Source organism: Nocardioides sp. P86 (assembly GCF_023712465.1).
In the GTDB taxonomy this organism is placed as follows: Bacteria; Actinomycetota; Actinomycetes; order Propionibacteriales; family Nocardioidaceae; genus Nocardioides; species Nocardioides kribbensis.
This window is the reverse complement of record NZ_JAMAYE010000002.1, coordinates 1,018,668-1,040,965: the sequence shown is the minus strand read 5'-3', so window position 1 is coordinate 1,040,965 and position 22,298 is coordinate 1,018,668. Positions and strand designations below refer to the sequence as shown.

Below are 22,298 nucleotides of genomic sequence, written 5' to 3'. Positions count from 1 at the left end.
CGTGACGTGCGACGCGCGGTCAGGCGTGGCGGGCGCCGGGACCGGCCTCGGCGGCCCGGGCACGGGCGGCGAGGAACTCCTCGACGTCGTCGCGCTCGGCGCGGGTGCGGGCCAGGGCGGTGCTCGCGACCATGGCGTTGCGGCAGGCCCGCTGCTGGGCCTCGACCGGCCAGCGGCGGGCGCGGGCGAGCGGCTGGAGGACCTGGTGGGGGATCCGGGTGCGCATGGGCGGCTCCTGTCGACGAGTCCTGCTGACGAGTCCGGGGCGATGGGTCCGACGGTAGTGCGGGCTCGCGACGGCCACGTCAAGGCCGTGTGTCGGGGGAATGAACCGTGCCCGCGACACGGTGTCAGGCCTCAGTCGGGCGCGGGCGCCGGCAGCGGGCGCCCGCTGCGGGTGGCGCCGATGCTGGCCACGACCACGCACGCCATGGCCAGCCACTGCGGCGCGCTCAGCAGCTCGCCGAGCACGACGATGCCGGCGAGCGCCGCCGCGGCCGGCTCCAGGCTCATCAGGATCCCGAAGACGGCCGGGCGCAGCGTGCGCAGCGCCACGAGCTCGCAGCTGTAGGGCACCACCGAGCTGAGCAGCCCCACGGCGGCGCCCACGGCGAGAACCCAGGCGCTGTCGAGGTCGCCGCGCCCCGGTCCCACGACGTACGGCGTCAGCAGGAGCGTCGCGACCAGGCTGGCCACCACCAGCCCGTCGACGCCCTCCCAGCGCCGTCCGGTCTGCGCGCTCAGCAGGATGTACGCCGCCCACGCGGCGCCGGCCAGCAGCGCGAACCCGGCGCCCGCCCAGGTGACGCCGTCGGTGTCGAGGCCGAGCAGCGCCACGCCGGCGGCGGCGAGGCCCACCCACGCCAGGTCGCGCACCCGCCGCGAGCCGAGCAGCGCGAGGCTGAGCGGCCCGACGAACTCGATGGTGACCGCGATCCCGAGCGGGATGCGCGCGAAGGACTGGTAGATCGCCCAGTTCATGGTGCCGAGCGCGAGGCCGAAGCCGAGCACCACCAGCCAGTCGCCGCGGCTGTGGCCGCGCAGGCGCGGGCGCACGACGGCGGCGAAGATCAGCAGGCTCGAGGCCAGGCGCAGCCACACCAGCGTGGTGGGGGAGACCTCGTCGAATAGGCTCTTGGCCACCCCTGCGCCCAGCTGCACCGAGGCGATGCCCACCAGGACGAGCAGCACGGGCGAGGTCGCCACGCGCCGCACCGATGACTTCCGCCCGCTCACCGGGTCACGGTAGTGACCGACCCGTCGACGAGAGGAATCCGAGCATGTCCGAGACCGTCCTGATGGTGGGCACGCGCAAGGGGCTGTGGATCGGCCGCTCCGACGCCGAGCGCGAGGAGTGGCGCTTCACGGGGCCGCACGTCGAGACCGACGAGGTCTACTCCTGCCTGGTCGACACCCGCGAGGGCCGGGTGCGGCTGCTCGCCGGCGCCTCCTCGATGTGGCTGGGCCCGCGCGTGATCCGCTCCGACGACCTGGGGGCCACCTGGCAGGCCGCTCCCGACGGCGGCGTGCGGTTCGAGGAGCGGCGCGAGGCCGCGGTGGAGCGGGTCTGGCAGCTGGTGGCGGGCAGCGCACCCGGCGTGGTCTGGGCCGGCACGGAGCCGGGGGCGGTGTGGCGCTCGCACGACGGCGGCGAGACCTTCGCGCTCGTCGAGGGGCTGTGGGACCACCCCCACCGCGAGCGGTGGCGCGCCGGCTTCGGCGGCCAGGCCTTCCACACCCTGCTCCCGCACCCCGAGGACCCCGACTCCCTGGTCGCCGCGATCTCGACCGGCGGGGTCTACCGCACCCGCGACGGCGGTGCCACCTGGGAGCCGGCCAACCAGGGGCTGCGCGCGGAGTTCCTGCCCGAGGGCGAGCAGTACCCCGAGTTCGGCCAGTGCGTCCACAAGGTGGCTCGCCACCCGGCGCGGCCCGAGCGGCTCTACCTGCAGAACCACGGCGGGGTCTACCGCTCCGACGACGAGGGCGCCCGGTGGACCCCGATCGCCGACGGGCTGCCCTCCGACTTCGGCTTCCCCGTGGTCGTGCACCCCCACGACCCCGACACGCTCTTCGTCTTCCCCCTCGGCGGCGGCGACGGCCGCTTCCCGCCGCAGGGCCGCGCGCTGGTGTGGCGCTCGCGCGACGCGGGGGAGACCTGGACCGGTCACGGCGAGGGCCTGCCCGCGCCCTTCTGGGTCGCGGTGATGCGCGACGCGATGTGCACCGACACCCACGAGCGCGCCGGGCTCTACGTCGGCGCACGCAACGGCACCGTCTTCGGGTCGCTCGACTGCGGCGAGACGTGGCGCCCGGTGGTCAGCGACCTGCCCGACGTGATGGTGGTCCGGGCCGCGGTGCTCCCCTGACAGGACAGGCCTCGGGAACGGACACGCCCCAGGAAAGACAGAGACCCGCTCGGCCGGTGGCCGAGCGGGTCTTCTGATCTTGGTCCTGGTCGCCCCCCGGCGACCTGTCGGACTCCCCCCGGAGTCCCGGACCTGTTCACCTCGGCGTCGTGACCGCGTTCCCCCCAGAATCGCGGTGCTGCGTCGCTTCGGATCGTGGTTGTCGGTGCCGGTCCCCCCGGACCGCTCCGACAAGAAGAACACTAGGGCCGGCGGGCGAACAGGACGTCCAAGCGAAATCCACAGTTCGGCAACAAAATCGGGGGCCGGGCGGGGGAGGGGTGGCTCAGATGAGGGTGGCGCCCTCGCCGCCGCCGGCCTGCTCGTCGAAGGTCTCGTGCTCGAGCAGGTGCAGCACCGGCACCCCCAGCTTGCGGCGGGCCTGGGAGGACCAGTCGACGTGGAAGAACTCCGCGACGGCGTGGGAGCTGGTGAGGATGATCGCTTCGCGGCCGTCGACGGCCGCGACCTTGGCGGCCAGCGCGTCGACCGGGGGAGCGGTGACCAGCTCGCCGTGCACGGTGACCCCGGAGGCCCGCAGGTGGGCCAGGGTGTCGGCGAGCTCGCGCTCGCTGCGGCTCAGCGCCTCCTGCTCGACGACCTCGAGGTCGTCCTCGTCGAGGACCACGGCGGGCGAGGCGAGCGGCTCGGCGCCGCCGAGGGAGCCCATGGCCGCCTGCACCCGGGCCGGGGCGTCGTCGACGGGGAGCAGCACGTGGTAGACCACCGGCTCCTCGAGGGCCTCGTGCAGCGACCTGACCTGGGCGGCGTCGGCGGCGCTGAGCGCCTGCTCGACGAGCAGCACGACGTCGTAGTCGGGGTGGACGGTCTCGTCGGCGGGTGCGCCGCCCGGGGTCTGCGTCATCCTGCGACTCTAGTGGTCCCCGCTCAGCCCTGGAGCACGCTGTCGAGGTCGTAGCCGACCGGCTCCTCGAGCTGGTCGTAGCCGCAGGAGGCCGGGTCGCGGTCGGGGCGCCAGCGCAGGAAGTGGGCGGTGTGGCGGAAGCGGCTGCCCTCCATGTGGTCGTACTTGACCTCCAGCACCCGCTCGGGGCGCAGCGGGGTGAAGGACAGGTCCTTGCCGGCGCTCCAGCGGCTCTGGGTGCCGGGCACCCGGTCGGGGTTGGCGACCGCCCACTCCTGCCACTCGCCCCACGGGTGCTCCTCGACGGGGCACACGAGCGGTCGGAGCTCCTCGACCAGCGCGGCGCGGCGCGCCGCGGTGAAGCTGGCGCTGACCCCGACGTGCTGGAGGCGGCCCTCGTGCCACAGGCCCAGCAGCAGGCTGCCCAGCAGCGGCGCCTCGGGGGTGGAGGTCTTGTGCTCGCGGTAGCCCGCCACCACCACGTCGGCGGTGCGCACGTGCTTGACCTTCAGCATGGTGCGCCCGTTCTCGACGTACGCCGCGCCGAGCGGCTTGGCCACCACGCCGTCGAGGCCCGCGCCTTCGAACCGCTCGAACCAGCCTTCGGCCTCGGCGCGGTCGGTGGTGGTGCGGGTCAGGTGGCAGGGCCCGCCGCCGCCGACGAGGCCGGCGAGGGCCTGCTCGAGCGCCGCGCGGCGCTCGCGGAAGGGGCGGTCGACGTAGGAGTCCTCGTCCAGGGCGAGGAGGTCGAAGGCGACGAAGGAGGCCGGGGTGGTGGTCGAGAGCAGCTCGACGCGGGAGGCGGCGGGGTGGATGCGCTCCTGGAGCACCTCGAACTGCAGCCGGCCCCCGGAGGCGACGAAGAGCTCGCCGTCGAGCACGCAGCGCGGCGGGAGCTGCTCGCGCGCCGCGGCGACCACCTCGGGGAAGTAGCGGGTGAGGGGCTTGGTGTTGCGCGAGGTCAGCTCGACCTCGTCGCCGTCGCGGAAGACCAGGCAGCGGAAGCCGTCCCACTTGGGCTCGAAGGAGAGCCCGCCGTGGGAGGCGGGGTCGGGCACACCGGTGACGGCCTTGGCGAGCATCGGCCGCACGGGCGGCATCACGGGCAGGTCCACCGGGCCACCGTAGCGAGACCGGCAGGTTGTGACGCTCCTCGGCGGGGGCCCTACCCTGTGGCACCTATCCCCGGTTGGTCTGCCGGCAGGGCCCGCCTGACTTTGAATCAGGACTAGCGACGTAGGTTCGACTCCTACCCGGGGAGCATGGAGGCACCGTTGAACGACGTCACCGTCATCGTCCTCGCCGCAGGCGGCGGCACCCGGATGCGGTCGAAGACCATGAAGGTCCTGCACCCCATCGGGGGTCGCTCGATGATCGGTCACGTCCTGGCCGCGGTGGGCGCGCTCGAGCCGCGCCAGGTCGTGGCGGTGGTGGGCCACCAGCGCGAGCAGGTCGGGCCCCACATCACCTCGATCCACCCCTCCGCCGTGCTGGCGGTGCAGGAGGAGCAGCACGGCACGGGCCACGCCGTGCGGGTCGCGGTCGACGCCCTGGTCGCGGCGCAGGCGCGCCCGCAGGGCACGGTGCTGGTCGCCTACGGCGACACCCCGCTGCTGAGCGGGGAGTCGCTGCGGCGCTTCGCCGCCGACCACGAGGCCGCCCAGCGCGCGGTGAGCATCCTCTCGGGCCTGGTGCCCGACCCGTTCGGCTACGGCCGCGTCGTGCGCGACGCGCTCGGCGACGTGGTCGCGGTGGTCGAGGAGAAGGACGCCACCCCGGAGCAGCGCGAGATCGGCGAGATCAACTCCGGCATCATGGCCTTCGACGGCGACTTCCTCGTCGAGGCCCTGCCCCGGCTGCGCAACGACAACGCCAAGGGGGAGTACTACCTCACCGACCTGGTCCAGATCGCCCGCGACGGCGGGATGATGGTCGGTGCCTACGCCATCGACGACGTGCGCCAGACCGAGGGCGCCAACGACCGCGTGCAGCTGGCCGCCCTGGGCCGCGAGCTGAACCGGCGCATCGTGGAGCGCTGGATGCGCGAGGGCGTCACCGTCATGGACCCCGAGACCACGTGGATCGACGCCGACGTGGTGCTCGAGCCCGACGTGACCATCCTGCCGGGCACCCAGCTGCTCGGCGCCACGGTCGTCGCCGAGGACGCCGTGGTGGGCCCCGACACCACGCTCAAGGACTGCGAGGTCGGCACCGGCGCCCGGGTCGTGCGCACCCACGGCGAGCTGGCCGTCGTCGGGGCCGGCGCCACGGTCGGCCCGTTCTCCTACCTGCGCCCCGGCAGCCGGCTCGGCGTCGAGGCCAAGGTGGGGGCCTTCGTGGAGACCAAGAACGCCGTGCTCGGCGACGGCGCCAAGGTGCCCCACCTGTCCTACGTCGGCGACGCCGAGATCGGCGAGGGCACCAACATCGGCGCCGGCACGATCTTCGCCAACTACGACGGCGTGGCCAAGCACCGCACCACCGTGGGTCGCCACGCCCGCACGGGCTCCAACAACACCTTCGTCGCGCCCGTGAGCATCGGCGACGGCGCCGCCACCGGCGGCGGCACCGTCGTGCGCGGCGACGTGCCCGCCGGCGCCCTCGCGGTCAGCGCCGGGCCGCTGCGCGTGATCGAGGGCTGGGCCCGGCAGCGCCGCGCCGGGACCGCTCAGGCCGAGGCCGCGGAGGCGGCGCGGCCCGAGGAGCCCTGAGGCGTCGCCCGGGTGAACGAGAGGTGTCGCACACGCGCGAGGACCGCGGTGGACCCGGGGTTGGGGAGCGGGGCCGGTCTGGGCCAGACTGCTCGTCGTCCCCCTTCCCGCGAGACGAAGGCAGCGCCGTGACCGGAATGAAGAAGACCACCGAGAAGAACCTGATGGTCTTCAGTGGGCGGGCCCACCCCGAGCTCGCGGCGGAGGTGGCCGAGATCCTCGGCACCGACCTCGTGCCGACCTCGGCCTACGAGTTCGCCAACTCGGAGATCTACGTCCGCTACGAGGAGTCGGTGCGCGGCTGCGACGCGTTCGTGCTGCAGAGCCACACCGCGCCGATCAACGAGTGGATCATGGAGCACCTGATCATGGTCGACGCGCTCAAGCGCGCCTCGGCCAAGCGGATCACCGTGGTCATGCCGTTCTACGGCTACGCCCGCCAGGACAAGAAGCACCGCGGCCGCGAGCCGATCTCGGCACGCCTGATGGCCGACCTCTTCAAGACCGCCGGCGCCGACCGGCTGATCGCCGTCGACCTGCACGCCGACCAGATCCAGGGCTACTTCGACGGCCCCGTCGACCACCTCATGGCGCTGCCGATCCTCACCGACTACGTGATGGAGAAGTACGGCGACCAGCAGCTGTGCGTCGTCTCGCCCGACGCCGGGCGGATCAAGGTCGCCGAGCGCTGGTCGGCCAAGCTGGGCGGGGCCCCGCTGGCCTTCATCCACAAGACCCGCCGCACCGACGTGGCCAACGAGGTCGTCGCCAACCGCGTCGTCGGCGAGGTCGCCGGCAAGATCTGCGTGCTCACCGACGACATGATCGACACCGGCGGCACCATCGTGAAGGCCGCCGAGGCCCTCATGGCCGACGGGGCCGCCGGCGTCATCATCGCCGCGACCCACGCGATCCTCTCCGACCCCGCCGTCGACCGGCTCAAGAACAGCCCGGCCGCCGAGGTCATCGTCACCAACACCCTGCCGATCCCCGAGGACCGGCACTTCGACAAGCTCACGGTGCTCTCGATCGCCCCGCTGGTCTCGCGCGCCATCCGCGAGGTCTTCGAGGACGGCTCGGTCACCTCGATGTTCGACGGGCACGCCTGAGCCAGCCCCCGGGGCGTCGCGGCTAGGGTCGCGGCGTGCGGCAGCGTGACCTCGAGACGGTGGACCGGTGCGTGACACCGGCCCGCCTCCCCGGGGCTACCCCGGGGACCACCGGCACGTCCGGGCACGGCACCGCGCGCGAGTCGCTGCGCTCCGCTGCAGGACCCCGCGCGCACGACGGGACAGGTCGAGCCACGCTGCCGCACCCCGGCGCCTCGAGCGCCGCCACCGGGTCGGGCCGGTGAGACCCGACCTGGCGAGGGCGCTGGCCGCGGGGTTCCTCGCCGGCGAGTGGAGCACCGAGGGGCTGGTGGCCAGCGGCGCCGCCGTGCTCGGGCGCCGCCCCCGCTGGCTCACGTCGCTGGCCCGCCAGGTCGTGGCCCTGCACCCGCGCCCGCCGCTCGACCGCCCCCGCGAGCTCGCGACCCTGGTGGCGAGCCGTCCCGCGGCCGCCCGGGCCGGGCGGGCGCGTCCCGTGGCGCGGCCGGTGTCGCCGACGCGGATGATCACCAACCGCTGGCGCCTGCCGGTGCTGCACGACCTGGCCGACCTGGCCGCCCTCCTCGAGCTCGACGCCGGCGAGCTCGACTGGTTCGCCGACCCCAAGCACTGGGCGCGCACCGCCGGCGAGGCACCGCTGCAGCACTACCGGGTCTCCCACCGGGTGGCGGCCAGCGGGGGTATCCGGGTGCTCGAGGCGCCCAAGCCCCGCCTGCGCCGCCTCCAGCGGCGCCTGCTCGACGAGGCCCTCGGGCTCGTGCCGCCCCACGACGCAGCCCGGGGCTTCCGCGCCGGCGGCTCGGTGGGCTCCCACGCCGCGCCCCACGCCGGTCGACCCGTGGTGCTCCGCCTCGACCTCGAGTCGTTCTTCGCCAGCGTCACCGTCGGCCGCGTGCACGGGATCTGGCGCACCGCGGGCTACCCCGAGTCGGTCGCCCACGCGCTGGCCGGGCTGACGACCGCGGTGCTGCCGCTGGCCGCCTGGCGCGGGGTCCCGCGCCCCGCCGACCCCGGCCTGCTCGACGCCCACTGGCGCCTCGGTCGCCGCCTCGCCGCACCCCACCTGCCGCAGGGCGCCCCCACGTCGCCGGCCACCGCCAACCTCGCGGCCTTCGGGCTCGACGTACGGCTCACGGCCCTGGCCGCCGCGTGGGGCGGTCGCTACACCCGCTACGCCGACGACCTGGCCTTCTCGGGCGACGCCGGCTGGGGCCGTGGCACCAGCCGCCTCCTCGACGCCGTCGAGGAGGTCGTGCGCGACGAGGGCTTCCGGCTCAACCCGCGCAAGACGGCGGTCATGCCGCGGGCAGGGCGCCAGAGCCTGGCCGGGCTGGTCGTCAACGACCGCCCGCGCGTGGCCCGCCACGAGGTCGACCTGCTCCGCGCGATCCTGCACAACTGCCGCCGCCACGGACCCAGCACGCAGAACCGCGACCAGGTGCCGGCCTTCGCCGAGCACCTGCGGGGCCGGATCGCCTGGGTGGCCCAGCACGACCCCGCGCGCGGCGCCCGGCTGCTGGCCGAGCACGGCGCGATCGACTGGACCCGCTAGCGCGGCTGCCAGCGACGGCGCAGCTCGGCCAGCTCGTGGCGCTCGCCCGAGGCCAGCGCGAGCACCAGCGACAGGCGCCGCCCGGAGCCCCAGCGCACCCGGCGTACGGCGAAGCGCGCCGCGCCGGCCTCGGGGCGGTCGGGGTGGCGGCGCCCGAAGCCGGCCGAGGCCCGCCCGGTGTCGGCCTCCTGCTCACCCTCGTCGGAGACGACCAGCAGCCGCGTGCCGTCGGAGGGCACGCCCGCGGCGAGCAGCAGCAGCCCGCTGACGCGGACCTCGGGGGCGAGCAGGTCACCGGCGTCGAGCTCGAGGACGCTCACGGCGGGGCTCGGGCGCACGACGGTGTCGACGACCTCCTCGTGGGTGGCGGCGACGTGGTCGGCCACGAGCCCGCGCAGCAGGCCGGCGAGGGCGGTGACGTCGCGGTGGCCGGGCTCCCCGGTGCGCAGCAGCAGGTCGAGCCGCGTGTCGTCCCAGCCGGTGAGGCGGGCCAGCTCCTCGCGCTCGTCGGGGGCGAGGTCGAGCCGGCCGGGGGAGACCCGCTCGCTCCAGGCGGCGCGCTCCAGCGCCACCGGCACGACCGCCGCGTCGAGCACGGCCTCCAGCCCGGGCCAGGCCGACCGGGTCTCGGGGGCGACCTGGGTGAGCTGGCGCAGCGCCTCGGTCTCGCAGGCGTCGAGCCCGGTGTTGGTGCGCGCGTGGGGGCCGGGGTCGAAGGGCAGCCCGAGGTGGGCGAAGAGGTCGGCGGCGGTGTCGGGCGCCTGCTCGTAGGAGCGCACCTCGAGGCTGCCGCCGACCGCGTCCAGCGCGGCGTGCAGGGCGCGCAGCGCGGCGACGGGGTCGAGCAGCCGCTGCTCGCCGGCCACGAAGTGGTCGAGGTCGCGCACGTGGGCGCGGCGGCGCACCAGCTCGCGGTGCAGGCTGCGGGCGTAGGAGAGCCGGTTGCGCAGGTAGACCACCGCGCGGACCTCCTGCACGGCGCCGGCGTCGCGGAGCCGGGTGAGCAGCGCGGTGAGGGAGTCCTCGGCCCCCGGGCGGCTCCAGGCCTCCGACGACAGCAGCACGCGGGGGGCGGGGGAGGCCACGACCTCCGCGACCAGGTCGTCGACCAGGGCCTCCCAGGCGGGGCGGTCGCGCCAGCGGTAGACCAGCGGCGTGTGACGCACCCCCACCTCGGGCTCGTCGAGCGAGAGCCCTGCGCGCGGGTAGAGCCAGCCGGCGTCGAGCAGGGCGTCGCGCTGCTCCCAGGCGTGGGTCTGGATGCGCGAGGAGCCGGTCTTGAACGCCCCGCAGTGCAGCCACAGCACCCGCCCGGTGCTCACTCCGTGACGTCCTCGGCGAACTCCGGGTGGGCGGCCACGAAGTCGGGGAAGCGGGTGCGCGCCCGGGCCCAGTCGAACTCCCAGGTGGGGTCGGGCCGGCGCCACGCCGCGCCGTAGTTGCTCTCGAGGAAGGGCTCGGGCTCGGCGGGCACCGGCACGGTGCCCGCGGAGGTCTCGCGGGAGGCCAGGGGCAGCAGGGCGGCCGCCGGCACGTCGCCCGCGGTGTGGGGCCAGACCCAGGCGCGGTCCTCGAGCACCCAGGCCGGGAAGAGGTCGATGCGGGTGCCGCGGGCCCCGATGACCTTGGAGTGCAGGGCGTTGCGCTGCTCGAAGTCGGCGTCGGTGACGCCGTCGGCGGCCAGCCGCGCGCGCAGGTCGGCCCAGGCCGCGACGACCTCGGCGAGGGTGTCGCCGGGCAGCAGCACGCCGAGGTCGGCGTCGTCGTCGTCGGCGATGACGTCGCCCTCGCGCACCAGCCCGAGCAGCGTGCCGGAGTTGGCGAAGGCCCGGTGCCCGGCGGCGTCGAGCAGCGCGGTCAGCTCGGCCACGTCGGCCCACACCGCCGGTCCCTGGTCGCGCAGGGCGCGGCGGTAGCCGTGGCCGCCGAGGGTCCAGCCGTCGAGCAGCGCGACGCAGCGGGCCCAGAAGGCGTCGAAGCGGTCGAGGGTGTCGGCCTTGCGGTGGTTCTCCCGGATGATCGACAGCTGGGCGTGGGCGCGCTTGGCGCGCTTGCGGAAGGCGAGGTCGAGCAGCACGCTGGTGCGCCGCCACGCGCTGGTGCGCTCCTCGGAGGGCACGTCGTTGAGCCGGGCACGCAGGTCGTCGTAGAGCGCCTCGTCGCGCCCGGGGTCGGCGCTGAGGGTCTCCAGGTGTCCCTGCACCTCGGCCACCAGGGCCTTGACCTGCTCGCTCATGCGCCCCGCCCCGTCGCCTCGATCATCGGGACAATCTAGGTGCTCGGGGCCTCGGTCCCCGCACGCAGGTCGTCGAGCCGGTCCTCCCAGTGCCGGCGCAGCACGGTCGGGAGCGACCCGGTCAGGGCCGTCTCCAGCTGCTGCACCTGGGCCGGGGAGAGCGCCACGCGGGGGAAGGAGCGCAGGCCCACGACCGCGCCGAAGGCCTGGCCGCGGCGGGCGGCCAGCAGCGGCCCCTGCTCGAGGTAGCGCGAGACCCACGGCGCGAGCAGGTCGGCCTGCTCCGGCGACCACATGCCGCCCACGAGCGCCTCGAACATCCGGTTCGAGACGCGGTCGTCGTCGGCCGCGGCGGCCCAGGCCTCCGCCTTGGCCTCGGCGGTGGGGCGCGCGGCCAGGGCCGCGGCGGCCCCCAGCTCACCGGCCACGCTCGGGTCGGCGCGCCGCTCGGCCGCCACGAGCGCGGCGTCGGCGGCGCCGAGCGCCGCGAGACGTCCGACGACGCTCCAGCGCAGGGCCGGGTCGAGCTCGACGCCCTGGGCGGTGCGACCCGCGTCGAGCCACGCGCGCAGGAGCCCCGGGTCGTGGCTGGTGGCGGCCAGCCCCTCGGTGAGCACGATCGCCCGCTCGAGGCCCGCCGCGCCGTCGGACGCGCCGCCCTGCGCCAGGGCGTCCAGCCCTGCGCGGCACGCGGCGGCCACGGTCTCGACCGCCTCGGCGGCCCGTGCGGGCGGCACCGACCGCACGACCACGGTGTCGAGGGTGCGGCGCAGCACGGCCTGCACCAGGGCCACGTCGCGCTCGACCGGCAGGTGGCGCGCCACCAGCGCGAGGTAGTCGTCGACCGGCAGGTCGCGCGCCTGCACCCGCTCGAAGGCCGTGGCCCACAGCACCGCGCGGGTCAGGGGGTCGGGCAGCGACCCCAGCCCGGCGGCCACCGCGTCCCAGGAGCGGGCGTCGAGGCGCAGCCGCGCGAAGGTCTCCCCGTGGGCGTTGGGCACGACCACGTGGGCGCCCCAGCCCTCCAGCCGCACCGGGTCGTCCTCGAGGTCGACCAGGCGCGTGGCGACCTCGGCCCACGTGTGCTCGTCGTAGGCCGTGACCCGCAGCCGGTGGGGGCGCACGCCCTCGCGCCGCAGCAGCGGGTCGCCGCCCTCCTCGGGTCGCTCGACGAGGACCGTGTCGAAGCCGGGTGTGCGCAGCCACCGCTCGGCCCAGCCGCGCACGTCGCGCGGCGAGGCCTCGTCGAGGGAGGCGACGAGGTCCGCGAGGGAGGCGTTGCCGAAGCGGTGACGGGTCAGGTGGGCGTCGACCCCGCTGAGGAAGTCCTCGTCGCCGAGCCAGGTGACCAGCTGACGCAGGCAGGAGTTGCCCTTGGCGTAGGAGAGGGCATCGAAGTTGGCGAAGGCGCTGTCGACGTCGGGGACGTCCTCGGCGAGCGGCGCGACCGGGTGGCGCGAGCGGCGCTGGTCGGCGTCGTAGGCGGCCGGCTTGCGGCCGGCCTCGTGGGCCACCAGCGCCCCGGCGAAGCCCGCACCCGCCTCGGCCACGCGGTAGCCCAGGTAGTCGGCGAAGCTCTCGTTGAGCCAGGTGTCCTCCCACCACCGCATCGTCACCAGGTTGCCGAACCACATGTGCGCCATCTCGTGGGCGATCACGGTGGCGCGCTGGGCGGTGGCCCGCGCGGTGGTGCGGCCGCGGGGGAGCAGCTCGTCGCGGTAGGTCACGCAGCCCGGGGTCTCCAGGGCGCCCCAGTTCTGCCCCGGCACGAAGACCTGGTCGTAGGAGTCGAAGGCGTAGGGCTCCGCGAAGAGCCCGGCGTAGTGGTCGAAGCAGGCCGTGGTCGTGGCCACCAGCTCGGCGGCGTCGCGGTCGAGGTCGGCGGCCAGGGAGGCCCGGGCGTGCCACCCGAAGGGCAGGCCGGCGTGCTCCCACGTGACCGAGTGCCACGGCCCGGCGCACACGACGAGCTGGTCGAGCGGCACCGGGGGCGTGGTGGCGAAGCACCAGCGCACGGCCGTGCCGCCAGCCTCCTCGCGCTCCTCGAGCCGGCCGTTGGCGAGCACGGTCCACCCCGCCTCGGCGGTGACGCTCATGCTCACCGGCGCCTTGAGGTCGACCTGGTCGAAGCAGGGCAGCACCCGCTGGGTGACGTCCATGCCGAGGTAGGCCGAGGCGTAGGTCGCTCCGTCGGCCGGGTCGGTGGCCAGGTGCATCCCGTCGCCGTCGCTCACGTAGGGCACCCGGGCGGTGACCCGCACCTCCACCGGCACCCCGGTGGGCAGACCCGCGAGGGTGATCCGGCGCCCGTCGTACGCCGGCTCCCGCGCGACGCCGTCGACGGTCACCGTCACGTCCTGGGCCGCGGTCAGCTCGAGGAACGTGTCGGGGGAGGCGGTCCGCAGCCGCACCGTGGTGTCGACGCCGAAGGTGCCGGCCTCCCACCCCGTGAGGTCGAGGTCCACGGCGTAGGACAGGTCGGACAGGGCGGCCGCGCGCGAGCGTGCCTCCTCGAGGGTCAGCGACATGCCCGGACCCTACGACGCCATTCTTTGCGAAGGCGTGCGGAGCGGCGCCGACTCGTGGTGGAATCTGTCTAGACCAGGTTTGCCCACCCGTGGGGGTGGACACACCACGGGTCGACCCCCCGCACCAGGACCGTCACCACGGGCCGGCCCGACCCTTCGCCGCGCCCTCACGAGGAGAGCCATGTCTGTCGCCCGTCACTCGGCGAGGAACCACCCGAGAGCGGTCCGCCGCACGGCTCAGTCGGCGGTGGTGGTCGCCCTGGTCGGCGGCCTGCTCTCGGCGGCCACGACCTCGGCCGAGGCCGCGACCGAGCAGACCCTCCAGGCGGTCGACGTGCAGCTCGGCCCCGACGGCAGCATCGGCTCGCTCTCGGGCACCACCATCACCCAGGACTCCGACGGCGGCTCGGCCAGCGAGAGCCAGGACTTCGACGCCGCCGACGCCGGCGACCTCCCGGTGCGCGTCTCCACGACCTACCGCCTCGACGACCGGGCCGGCACCGACCTCTCCGACATCGAGGGCGAGAGCGGCCGCGTCGTCATCGACGTCACCGTGCAGAACACCACCGTGCGGCCCGAGCGGGTCAGCTACGACGCCGAGGGCGTCTCGCGCACGCAGTACGCCCTCATCGGAGCGCCCCTGACCGTCGTGGCCTCCGCCGACCTCGGCGACGAGGGCCTGACCCAGGTGCTGACCCGCGGCGAGGACGGCACCAACGGCGTGCTGAGCCAGTCCGCCGACGGCGCCGCCCAGGTGCAGTGGGCCTCGATGCTCGCCCCGCCGCGCCTCGCGCCCAGCGCGACCTTCCGCCTCGTGATGAAGTCCGACTCGCTCAGCGTGCCCGACTTCGACCTCAGCGTGCAGCCCGGCCTGGTCACCGACACCTCGGTCGCGGCGCTGCTGGAGCAGGCCTTCGCCGACGACGCCGGCAGTACGGTCTCGATGGAGGCCCAGACCATCCAGCTCGTCGGCGACGTCAACGCCGTGCTCACCGAGGCCAGCGGCGTGCTGGGCGAGATCGAGAGCCGCCTCGGCGCCTCGGCCGACCAGCTCGGCGCCCGCACCATCGCCGAGCTGCAGCGCTCCTCGCAGGAGGTCACGGCCTCCCTCAGCGGCCTCACCACCGATCTCGACGCCCTGCGCGAGCAGGTCGGCGGCGAGCTCGACGGCGCCACCGACTCCGCCAACGCCGCGCTCGCCCGCAGCATCGACGCCGTCAAGGCCAAGCTCGGCGACCCCGACCGGATCCCCGCTCCCCAGCCCGCCGGCACCGGCGGCGGCTGCGGCGTCGTGCTCGGCGGCAGCCTCGCCTCCGACACCGTCTACGGCCAGCTCGTGGCCGTGGCCAGCCGCCTCGAGACCCTCGGCGAGGCCGGCACGGAGTGCAGCGAGCGCATCGTCGACTCCCTGCGCGAGCAGATCGGCTCCGCCGCCGACGTCGCGACCTGCACCGAGGAGTCCACCTCCGCGGTCTGCGTGCTCTCCGCGGCCAGCCGGGCCGTCGGCGACCAGGGCGAGGTCCTCCAGGCGCTGGGCGACCGCCTCGGCGGCCGCTTCGACGAGAGCCTCGTCGACGACCTGGGCGTCCAGGTCGCCGGGGTGACCTCCCTGGTGGAGTCGGTGAAGAAGACCGCGCTCCAGGTCGACCCCACCAACCCGGGCAACCCCCTCGAGCCGCTCGACGCCGTCCTCGGCCAGCTGAGCGTCACGCTGACCAACCTCAAGAACCTCCTCGGCCCCGACGCCACCTCCGGGCTGCGCCGCCGCTTCGAGACCATCAACGCCCAGGCCGTCTCCCAGGCCGCCACCGCCCGCAGCCTCCAGGCCGACCTGGCCGCGCTGCGCGGCACCGTGTGCGCCATGGACCCCGCGGCCACCGCCGACGCGACCCTGGCCGGCCAGATCCAGACCGCCCAGGACCAGGCCGGCTGCGCCACCCCGGGCTCGACCGTCGACGCGCGCCTCGCGCCGGTCGTCGCGACCCTCGACAGCATCGCGGGACTCTCGTCGAAGGACGCCGTGGCGGTCGACTTCGCCGCGATCCAGAGCGGCGTCGACCAGGCCCTCGAGCGCGTCACCGCCGCCACCAACGCCTCCGCCGGCTCCCTGGCCGGCCGGCTCTCCAAGCTCACCGAGAGCGTCGTGTCGCTCAGCGACTCCTACGCCGCGCCCTCGTGCGAGGACGTCGACGACGCACCCGCGCTGAGCAAGCCCGTCGACCGCCTCGTCCTCACCTACACCAAGGTGGCCTGCAACCAGGACGGCCTCGAGGCCGACCTCGACGCCAGCATCGACGCGATCACCGACGGCCTCTCGGGCTCGGGCGGCGCGCTGGGCGAGGCCATCGCCGGCACCGACGCGGCCCGCATCCAGGCCAGCGGCAAGGTCAGCGAGCTCTTCGGCCGCCTCGGCCGCGGCGCCCAGCGCACCTCCGACCGGATCACCGGGCAGGGCGCCGAGCGCATCGAGGCCCAGCGCACCCAGCTCGACGCCACGGTCCGCGCGTCGGGCCTGGCCCTCGACGGTGCCGTCGGCGACGCGCTCTCCGTGCTCGACTCGACGGTCTCGGCGGCCAACCGCAGCGTCGCCGACTCCGAGTCCCGCCTGACCGAGGACCTCGGCAACGTCCTGGCCGACCTCGGCACCCGCGAGTCCGGCGGCACCGGCATCCTGGGCTCGCTGGTCACCGGGGCCACCCAGACCGCCGTGGCCAACGAGCAGATCTCCTCGGCCAACGCCCGGGCCACGCGCTTCCGCAGCGTGCGCAGCCAGGCCCTGGCCGACGTCTTCCTGCAGCAGGCCCAGATGGCGCGTGCGCTCGAGCTCCAGGAGGCCCTGCCGGCCTTTGGCCTCGACGTGCCCGAGGGCAGCGACGTGCTGACGGTCTACTCCTTCCACCTCGGCCGGGACTGAGCGTGCGCACGACCCCGCCCCGCGCCCGCCGCGCCGCCGGACTGACCCTGGCCGCCCTGGCGCTCACCACGCTGGTCGCCTGCAGCGGTGACGACGACGGCGAGCAGCCGGCGGCCCCCGCGTCCGGTGCCGCCGGCGCCGCCCCGGCCGTCGAGCTCGACGCGGCCGCGGCCCTCGCCGAGGTCGGCGAGCCGTTGCGGGTCGGGGTGCTGGTCTCGCTGCGCTCCGCGCCGGGGGAGGGCCAGGACGTCCTCACCGCGGCCGAGGGCGCCCGCGTCGCGGCGTACCGGCTCGGGCTGGGCGGGGCCGACGTGGAGCTCGAGGTCGTCGACGACGCGGGCACGAGCGAGGGCGCGACCCGGGCGGTCGCCGACCTCGTGGACGCCGGCGTGTCCGGCATCGTCGCCGCCAGCACCGGCGAGCACCTGCAGGCCGCGGTCGACGCGGCCGCAGGGGCCGGTGTGCCGCTCCTGCTGCCCTACGAGCGCGAGCTCACCGCCCTGCCCGACGGTGTGTGGGCCACCGGCCCCTCGGGCGACGCCGTCGACCAGGCGCTCCTCGCCGCCATGGGGGAGCGCGGCCTCGAGCGGCCCTTCGTGGTCAGCGCCGACGGCGTCGACGTGGACGGCGTGGGCTCGGCCGACCGCGAGGACTACACCGGCGACAACCTCGGCGCCGTGGTGGCCCGGGCGACCCGCGCCGTCGAGGACGGCACCGCTGACAGCGTGGTCGTCGCGGCCTCGGCCACCAGCCAGGCCCAGGTCGTGGCCGCGCTCCAGGGCCGTGGCAGCACCGCGCCGGTCGTGCTGTCGCCCGAGGCCCTCAGCCCGGGCTTCGCCACGGGGCTGACCGAGGCGGGGGGCACCCCGGCCGGGGAGTTCCTCACCGTCGGCGTGGACGCCTCCGACGCCACCACCCTCGGCACGAGCCAGCGCGCCGAGGCGACCGCGTCGTACTTCTCGGCCCTGCGCCTGGCCGCCGGCGACCCGGAGCTCCAGGACCTCTTCGGCAGCGTGCCCTTCGCCGACGTGGCCGAGGGTGCCGACACCGCCAGCCACGACGCGGTGCTCGCGCTCGCGGCCGCCGCCGTGGAGGCGGGGTCGGTCGAGCCGGCCGACGTCGCCGCCGCTCTCACCGGGCTCACCGTCGACACCTCCGACGGCCTGGCCGGCCCGGCCCTGGACTTCGCCGACAGCCAGGCGCTCGCGCCCGACGCCGTCGTCGCGCTCGAGGCGACCACCCAGGACCCGCAGGTCCGCCCGGTCGCGGCCACCGAGGAGGAGGCGGCGCCGCGCCTGTACTGGTTCGCGACCGCCGCCGCCGGTCGATGAGAGCGGGCCGGTGAACCGTCAGGCCCTGGGCAGTCGCTACGAGCTCGTCGACGAGCTCGGCGAGGGTGCGATGGGCACCGTGTGGCGCACGTGGGACCGCGTCGGCGAGCGGTGGGTGGCCGCGAAGGTGCTGCGTCGCGAGCTGGCCCACGACCCGCAGATCGTCGGGCGCTTCATCCAGGAGCGGGCCATCCTGCTCGCCCTGCACCACCCCAACATCGTCGAGGTCCACGACCTCGTCGTCGAGGGCGACGCGCTGGCGATCGTCATGGACCTCGTCGAGGGCACCGACCTGCGCAAGCACCTGCGCGACGTCGGCACCCTCCGCGCGCGCGACGCGGTGCGGCTGACCGCCGCCGTGCTCGACGCGCTCGACGCCGCCCACCAGCAGAGCTGCCTGCACCGCGACGTCAAGCCCGACAACGTGCTCCTGCGCGGCGTCGACGGTGACTACGACGAGAGCGACCTGCTGCTCACCGACTTCGGCATCGCCCGCCTGGCCCAGGAGTCGACCGTGCAGGCCACCGGCCTGCTCGGCACCCCCGGCTACATGCCGCCCGAGCTCTTCGTGCAGGGCAGCTTCAGCGCCGCCTCCGACGTCTACGCCGCGGGCATCCTGCTCTACGAGCTGCTCGGCGGGCGCACTCCCTTCTCCGGCTCCGGCACGGCCCACACCGTCGGGTTCCGGCACGCGTCGGTGCAGCCGCCGCGCCTGCCGGTGGCCCCTGCCCTGTGGAACGTGCTGGCCACGATGCTGGCCAAGGACCCCACGACGCGCATGACCGCCGCGGCCACCGCCCAGGCGCTGCGCCAGCTGCCCGACGAGGTGCTCGACGCCCCGCGCCTGGAGGTCCAGCCGGCCCCTGAGGAGTGGGACATCGTGCAGGGCACCATGCTGCGGGCGCCCGCGGTGCAGATCGACGCCAGCCCCGCCCACCTCGACGTGGGCGCCACCAACCTCCACGCCGACCGACCGGCCGCGGCCTTCGCCGCACCCACGGGTCCGCCCCCGTCGGCCCCGCCGTCGACGGCGCCGTCGACCGCGCCGTCCACCCCGCCGTCCACCCCGCCGCGGCGCCGTGCCGCCCGGCCGGGCTGGGTGCCGTGGGCGGCCGGCGCGGTGGCGCTCGCCGCGGCGGCGGCCGTGACCCTGGGCGTGGTCACCGCGGGCGCCGACGACGGCGGCGGCGACGCACCGGAGGTGCCCGTCGGCGTGGCCGCCGAGGCCTCCCTCGACGGCGACCCGCTGCCGACGGGGCTGAGCATCGACCGCGAGGCCAGCTACGACCCGGCCTCCTCCACCGTGGAGCTCACCGTGACCTACTCCGCGGGCGGCTCGCCGCTCACGGGGCCCTTCCTCGAGGTGCTGCCGGCCGCCGACGGCGGCGAGTGCCCCGGATCGATCTCCTGGTCGGGCGCGCAGGCGCGCGCCAACAACGTCGCCGACACCGGCGTGCTGGCCGACTGCGGCTGGGCCGTCGACGTCGGGCAGGTGCCCGCGCGCGGTGAGGTGGCCGTGACCGCGCGACTGCCGCTGGAGCTGGGCGTCGACAGCGAGGAGGAGCTCCAGGGCTGGCTCGAGGGCGCGGCCGAGGCGGGGGAGACCGCTCTGGCCCGCCAGACCAGCGACGACGCCTACCCGGTGCAGCGGCTGCGCGGCGTCGAGGTCGACGTCGCGCCCCGCGTCGACCTGCGCACCGCGGGCGGCGCGCCGGTGCAGTACACGCTCTACCCGCTGTGGGGAGGCGAGCCCGACCTGGCCCGGCCGCTCCTGGCCGCCCCCGTGACCGGCTCGGCCACCGGCGTGCTGACCGCGGTGGCCGGCGGCCTCGACGGGGTCGAGCTGGAGGGCTGCAGCGCGCTGCGCTTCTCCGGCGACGGGCTCACCGTGGTGGCCTCCTTCACCGGGCCGTGCTTCCTGCGGGCCCAGGTCGGGGAGCTGAGGGTGAGCCCCCGGGCCCGCTTCACCGTCGAGTCGCGCGGGAGCTGACCCGCCCCGTGCGCGTCACCGTCACGCTGCAGACCCCCGCGCGGGCCCTCGACGTGCTCGTCGACTGCGACGAGTCCGGCCCCGCCGCCGAGCTCGAGCGTCGGCTGCGCGCCCTCGCCGGGGCCCCCGACGCGCCCATGGTGGTGCCGCGCGGGGAACCCACCACGCTCGACGGCGGCATCCCCACCGGGCGCGGCACCGTCGCCGACCTCGGGCTCCTCGACGGCAGCCGGATCGGCTTCCTCGGCGCCGACGTCTCGCCTCCTCGGCTGGGCCGCGGTCTCCAGCTGCACGTCGTGAGCGGGCCCGACAGCGGCGCGGTCCTCCCGCTGCCGGCCGGCACGCACGAGATCGGCCGCAGCGGCGCGCTCTCCTGGGCCGACCACTCGCTCTCGCGGCGCCACTGCCGGGTGGGGGTCACCTCGGTGGCCGTCACCGTGACCGACCTGGGCTCGAGCAACGGCACCGCCATCGACGGGCGGGCCTGCCCACCGCAGGTGCCCGTGTCGTGGCGCCAGGGCGAGTCGCTGGAGGTGGGCGACTCGCTGTGCGAGCTGCGCGTCGGTGCGGCGGCGGCCGCCCTGACCGAGCCGGCCGCACCCGGCTGGCTCAGGCTCCAGCGGCCCCCGCGCGTGCGGGGCGCCGCCCACCCGCTCGCCATCGACCTCCCCCCGGCCCCGCGGGGGCGGGGGTGGCGGGGAGGGCGCGCCGGGCCCAGCGACCTCGGCGACGACGTGCGGCGGCTGCTGCGCGAGGCCGTGCTGCAGGAGCAGAAGGAGGCCCGCGGGCTGCTGCCCGACCCGGCGAGCACGGTGGCCACGGTGCTGCAGCACGGTCGGCGGCTGTGGGAGCGGCGCCCCGAGGATGACGACTTCCTCGTGCTGCGCGTGGGCACCGGCCCGCGACCGGCGGGCATGGAGCTGCGCGGCGGCACCCCCGCCGACCGGCCCTGGCTGCGCGACGTGCCGGTGGCGGTCTCGCTGCGCGGGACCCCGGTCCTCGGGGTGGCCGGTCCCCGCGCCGTCGGCGACGCCGTGCTGCGCTGGCTGCTGCTGCAGCTGTGCGCCGCCCACGCTCCCGGCGACCTCGGCCTCACCGTGCTGAGCAGCCGCGCCGACGAGGCCTGGTCGTGGCTGCGGTGGCTGCCGCACCTGCGGCCCCCCGGTCCCGCGAGCGGGGCGGCGCGGGTGGGGGTCGATCCCAGCGGCCACCAGGCCCGCCTCGGCGACCTGCTGGCGACCGTGCGCCGGCGCCGTGCCGGTGAGCGCGGGGCGGCCCACGTCGTGGTCGTCCACGGCCACCGCGCCCTCGCCGACGCCCCGGGCGGGTCGGCCGCGCTGACCGAGCTGCTGCGCGACGGACCGTCGGTCGGCGTCCACGCCGTCTGCGTCGACGAGCGCGAGGCCGACCTCCCCGAGCGCTGCTCGGCGACCCTGCTCGTCGACGCGGCCCAGCCGTCGTACGCCGCCCTGGCCCGCAGCGGCCAGGAGCGACTGCCGCGCGTGCGTCTGGAGGGCGTGGCCCCGGCGCTGGTCGACCGCGCCGCCCGGCGCCTCTCGCCGGTGCTTGACCCGGTCGCGGGTCCGCTCCTGCCCGAGCGGGTGCGCCTGCGCGACCTGCTGCCCGCCGACGCCCTCGGCGAGGCCGCCCTGGCCCGGGCGTGGGACGAGCGCGACCGTGGCGCCCCCGCGGGTGCGGTGCCGGTCGGGGTCGGTGGCGACGGCCCGGTGGACCTCGACCCGCTGGCACCCGGCGCCCACACCGTCGTGGCCGGGCTCCCCGGCACGGGGCGCACCGCGGCGCTGCTGACGATGGCGGGCGCCGCGACGCTGTCGCGCTCACCCGACGCCCTCGCCGTCGTGCTCGTCGACGGCGGAGCCGCCGCACCCGGGCGGGCACCCCTCGCCGGACTCGCGGCGCTGGCCGGGCTCCCGCACGCGCGACCCGCCGACGCCGCCGCGGGGGAGGGCCCGGTGCGCGCCGCGGAGGCCGCCCTGCGCACCGCCCGGGAGGTCCTCGTGGTGGTCGACGACCTCGACCTGCTGGAGTCGGCCTCGCCCGGCACGGCCGAGGCGCTGGCCTGGCTAGCCGGCCGCGACGCCCGGCTGCACCTGCTGGCGGCGACCGGTCGACCCCGCGCGGTGCCCGCTGCGGTGCGCTCGGTGGTGACGCGTCGCATCGCGCTGCGCCTCGACGAGGAGGGCAGCCTCGACCTGCTCGGCACCACCGCGGCCGCGGCCCTCCCGGCCGCGGTGCCGGGCCGCGCCCTCGTCGCCGGCGCGGGCGCCGGGGAGGCCGGCGACGAGGTGGCCGTGCAGCTGGCCTGGGTGGGCGGTCAGCCCCCGGGCGCTGCGGCGGTCACCGCCGCGGTGCACGTGCAGCCGCTGGACTGGTGGGGGCTGGGCCGGCCCGTGCCCGACCCGCCGCGGACGGACACGACGCCCGTGCGCACCGACCTCGACGACCTCGTCGACGCCGTCGACGCCGCGGCGCGATTCGTGGGTGGCCGGGAGCCGGGCTAGACTGCTGCGGTTGCCTCGGCGAGGGAGGGTCTGGAGACAGACCTCCGTGATCGACGCGGTCGGCTGCCTCATCGCGCCGTGCTGTGCGTCTCGGTCCCGTCCTCCGGGCGACCACACGCACGCACCACCTCC

15 protein-coding genes and 1 tRNA gene are annotated in these 22,298 nt (G+C 76.1%); 9 read left to right on the top strand and 7 right to left on the bottom strand.

Translation table 11 applies throughout. The annotated features are described in order from the left end of the window. Positions 1-19: 19 nt before the first annotated feature. On the bottom strand, positions 20-226 hold the full coding sequence (locus tag M3673_RS12305; RefSeq protein WP_193661345.1) for a hypothetical protein: 207 nt from the start codon (positions 224-226) through the stop codon (positions 20-22). A gap of 131 nt (positions 227-357) precedes the next feature. Further along, positions 358-1,236, bottom strand: coding sequence for a DMT family transporter (locus tag M3673_RS12300; RefSeq protein WP_251534015.1), 879 nt, complete (start codon positions 1,234-1,236; stop codon positions 358-360). Positions 1,237-1,280: 44 nt separating this feature from the next. Here M3673_RS12300 and M3673_RS12295 point away from each other — a divergent pair, with 44 nt between their 5' ends. After that, the gene (locus tag M3673_RS12295; RefSeq protein ID WP_251534008.1) at positions 1,281-2,369 is read left to right on the top strand and encodes an exo-alpha-sialidase; all 1,089 of its coding nucleotides are present in this window, start codon (positions 1,281-1,283) and stop codon (positions 2,367-2,369) included. A gap of 325 nt (positions 2,370-2,694) precedes the next feature. On the opposite strand, the gene M3673_RS12290 is transcribed toward M3673_RS12295, so the two are convergent. Both M3673_RS12290 and M3673_RS12285 read right to left on the bottom strand, forming a co-directional pair. Continuing rightward, positions 2,695-3,273 carry a hypothetical protein gene (locus tag M3673_RS12290; RefSeq protein ID WP_251534006.1) on the bottom strand — a complete coding sequence of 193 codons (579 nt, stop codon included), beginning with the start codon at positions 3,271-3,273 and terminating at the stop codon, positions 2,695-2,697. A gap of 23 nt (positions 3,274-3,296) precedes the next feature. After that, positions 3,297-4,388 (bottom strand): ATP-dependent DNA ligase, encoded by a 1,092-nt coding sequence (locus M3673_RS12285; RefSeq protein WP_251534005.1) that lies wholly within the window; start codon positions 4,386-4,388, stop codon positions 3,297-3,299. Between the two features lie 67 nt (positions 4,389-4,455). Here M3673_RS12285 and M3673_RS12280 point away from each other — a divergent pair. The 4 genes from M3673_RS12280 to M3673_RS12265 all read left to right on the top strand — a co-directional run bounded on the left by M3673_RS12280 (position 4,456) and on the right by M3673_RS12265 (position 8,645). Further along, positions 4,456-4,534, top strand: a tRNA-Gln gene (locus tag M3673_RS12280). Between the two features lies 1 nt (position 4,535). Beyond that, a complete protein-coding gene (glmU, locus tag M3673_RS12275; RefSeq protein WP_193661341.1) occupies positions 4,536-5,984 on the top strand; it encodes a bifunctional UDP-N-acetylglucosamine diphosphorylase/glucosamine-1-phosphate N-acetyltransferase GlmU in 1,449 nt (482 codons plus the stop codon). A gap of 137 nt (positions 5,985-6,121) precedes the next feature. Then, a complete protein-coding gene (locus tag M3673_RS12270) occupies positions 6,122-7,093 on the top strand; it encodes a ribose-phosphate diphosphokinase (RefSeq protein ID WP_056863781.1) in 972 nt (323 codons plus the stop codon). Positions 7,094-7,334: 241 nt separating this feature from the next. Continuing rightward, a complete protein-coding gene (locus tag M3673_RS12265) occupies positions 7,335-8,645 on the top strand; it encodes a reverse transcriptase family protein (RefSeq protein ID WP_251533998.1) in 1,311 nt (436 codons plus the stop codon). Here M3673_RS12265 and M3673_RS12260 read toward each other — a convergent pair. From M3673_RS12260 to pepN, 3 genes are read right to left on the bottom strand one after another with little or no spacing between them, the layout of a single operon-like run. Further along, complete coding sequence (locus M3673_RS12260) at positions 8,642-9,967, bottom strand: hypothetical protein (protein ID WP_251533996.1); 1,326 nt, start codon at positions 9,965-9,967, stop codon at positions 8,642-8,644. The genes M3673_RS12265 and M3673_RS12260 overlap by 4 nt on opposite strands. After that, positions 9,964-10,881: a hypothetical protein gene (locus M3673_RS12255; protein WP_193661338.1), complete on the bottom strand. Its 918-nt coding sequence runs from the start codon at positions 10,879-10,881 to the stop codon at positions 9,964-9,966. Before M3673_RS12255 ends, M3673_RS12260 begins: the two co-directional genes overlap by 4 nt. Positions 10,882-10,916: 35 nt before the next feature. After that, entirely contained in the window at positions 10,917-13,409 is a 2,493-nt protein-coding gene (gene pepN / locus M3673_RS12250) for an aminopeptidase N (protein WP_251533994.1), read from the bottom strand. Between the two features lie 181 nt (positions 13,410-13,590). Between pepN and M3673_RS12245 the strand changes: the two genes are divergently transcribed. The 4 genes from M3673_RS12245 to M3673_RS12230 are packed head-to-tail and all read left to right on the top strand — an operon-like array spanning position 13,591 to position 22,166. Continuing rightward, complete coding sequence (locus M3673_RS12245; RefSeq protein ID WP_251533985.1) at positions 13,591-16,323, top strand: hypothetical protein; 2,733 nt, start codon at positions 13,591-13,593, stop codon at positions 16,321-16,323. Positions 16,324-16,325: 2 nt separating this feature from the next. Beyond that, positions 16,326-17,654 (top strand): ABC transporter substrate-binding protein, encoded by a 1,329-nt coding sequence (locus M3673_RS12240; protein WP_251533984.1) that lies wholly within the window; start codon positions 16,326-16,328, stop codon positions 17,652-17,654. Between the two features lie 10 nt (positions 17,655-17,664). After that, positions 17,665-19,644, top strand: a complete 1,980-nt coding sequence (locus M3673_RS12235; RefSeq protein ID WP_251533982.1) for a serine/threonine-protein kinase — start codon at positions 17,665-17,667, stop codon at positions 19,642-19,644. Positions 19,645-19,652: 8 nt separating this feature from the next. Further along, positions 19,653-22,166, top strand: coding sequence for an FHA domain-containing protein (locus tag M3673_RS12230; protein ID WP_251533980.1), 2,514 nt, complete (start codon positions 19,653-19,655; stop codon positions 22,164-22,166). The last annotated feature ends 132 nt before the right edge of the window (positions 22,167-22,298 follow it).

Bases quoted from the DNA above. Each gene is read 5' to 3' on its own strand.
- M3673_RS12305 (WP_193661345.1), bottom strand. From the start codon at position 226: ATGCGCACCCGGATCCCCCACCAGGTCCTCCAGCCGCTCGCCCGCGCC.
- M3673_RS12295 (WP_251534008.1), top strand. From the start codon at position 1,281: ATGTCCGAGACCGTCCTGATGGTGGGCACGCGCAAGGGGCTGTGGATC.
- M3673_RS12290 (WP_251534006.1), bottom strand. From the start codon at position 3,273: ATGACGCAGACCCCGGGCGGCGCACCCGCCGACGAGACCGTCCACCCC.
- glmU (WP_193661341.1), top strand. From the start codon at position 4,536: ATGGAGGCACCGTTGAACGACGTCACCGTCATCGTCCTCGCCGCAGGC.
- M3673_RS12270 (WP_056863781.1), top strand. From the start codon at position 6,122: ATGAAGAAGACCACCGAGAAGAACCTGATGGTCTTCAGTGGGCGGGCC.
- M3673_RS12255 (WP_193661338.1), bottom strand. From the start codon at position 10,881: ATGAGCGAGCAGGTCAAGGCCCTGGTGGCCGAGGTGCAGGGACACCTG.
- pepN (WP_251533994.1), bottom strand. From the start codon at position 13,409: ATGTCGCTGACCCTCGAGGAGGCACGCTCGCGCGCGGCCGCCCTGTCC.
- M3673_RS12245 (WP_251533985.1), top strand. From the start codon at position 13,591: ATGTCTGTCGCCCGTCACTCGGCGAGGAACCACCCGAGAGCGGTCCGC.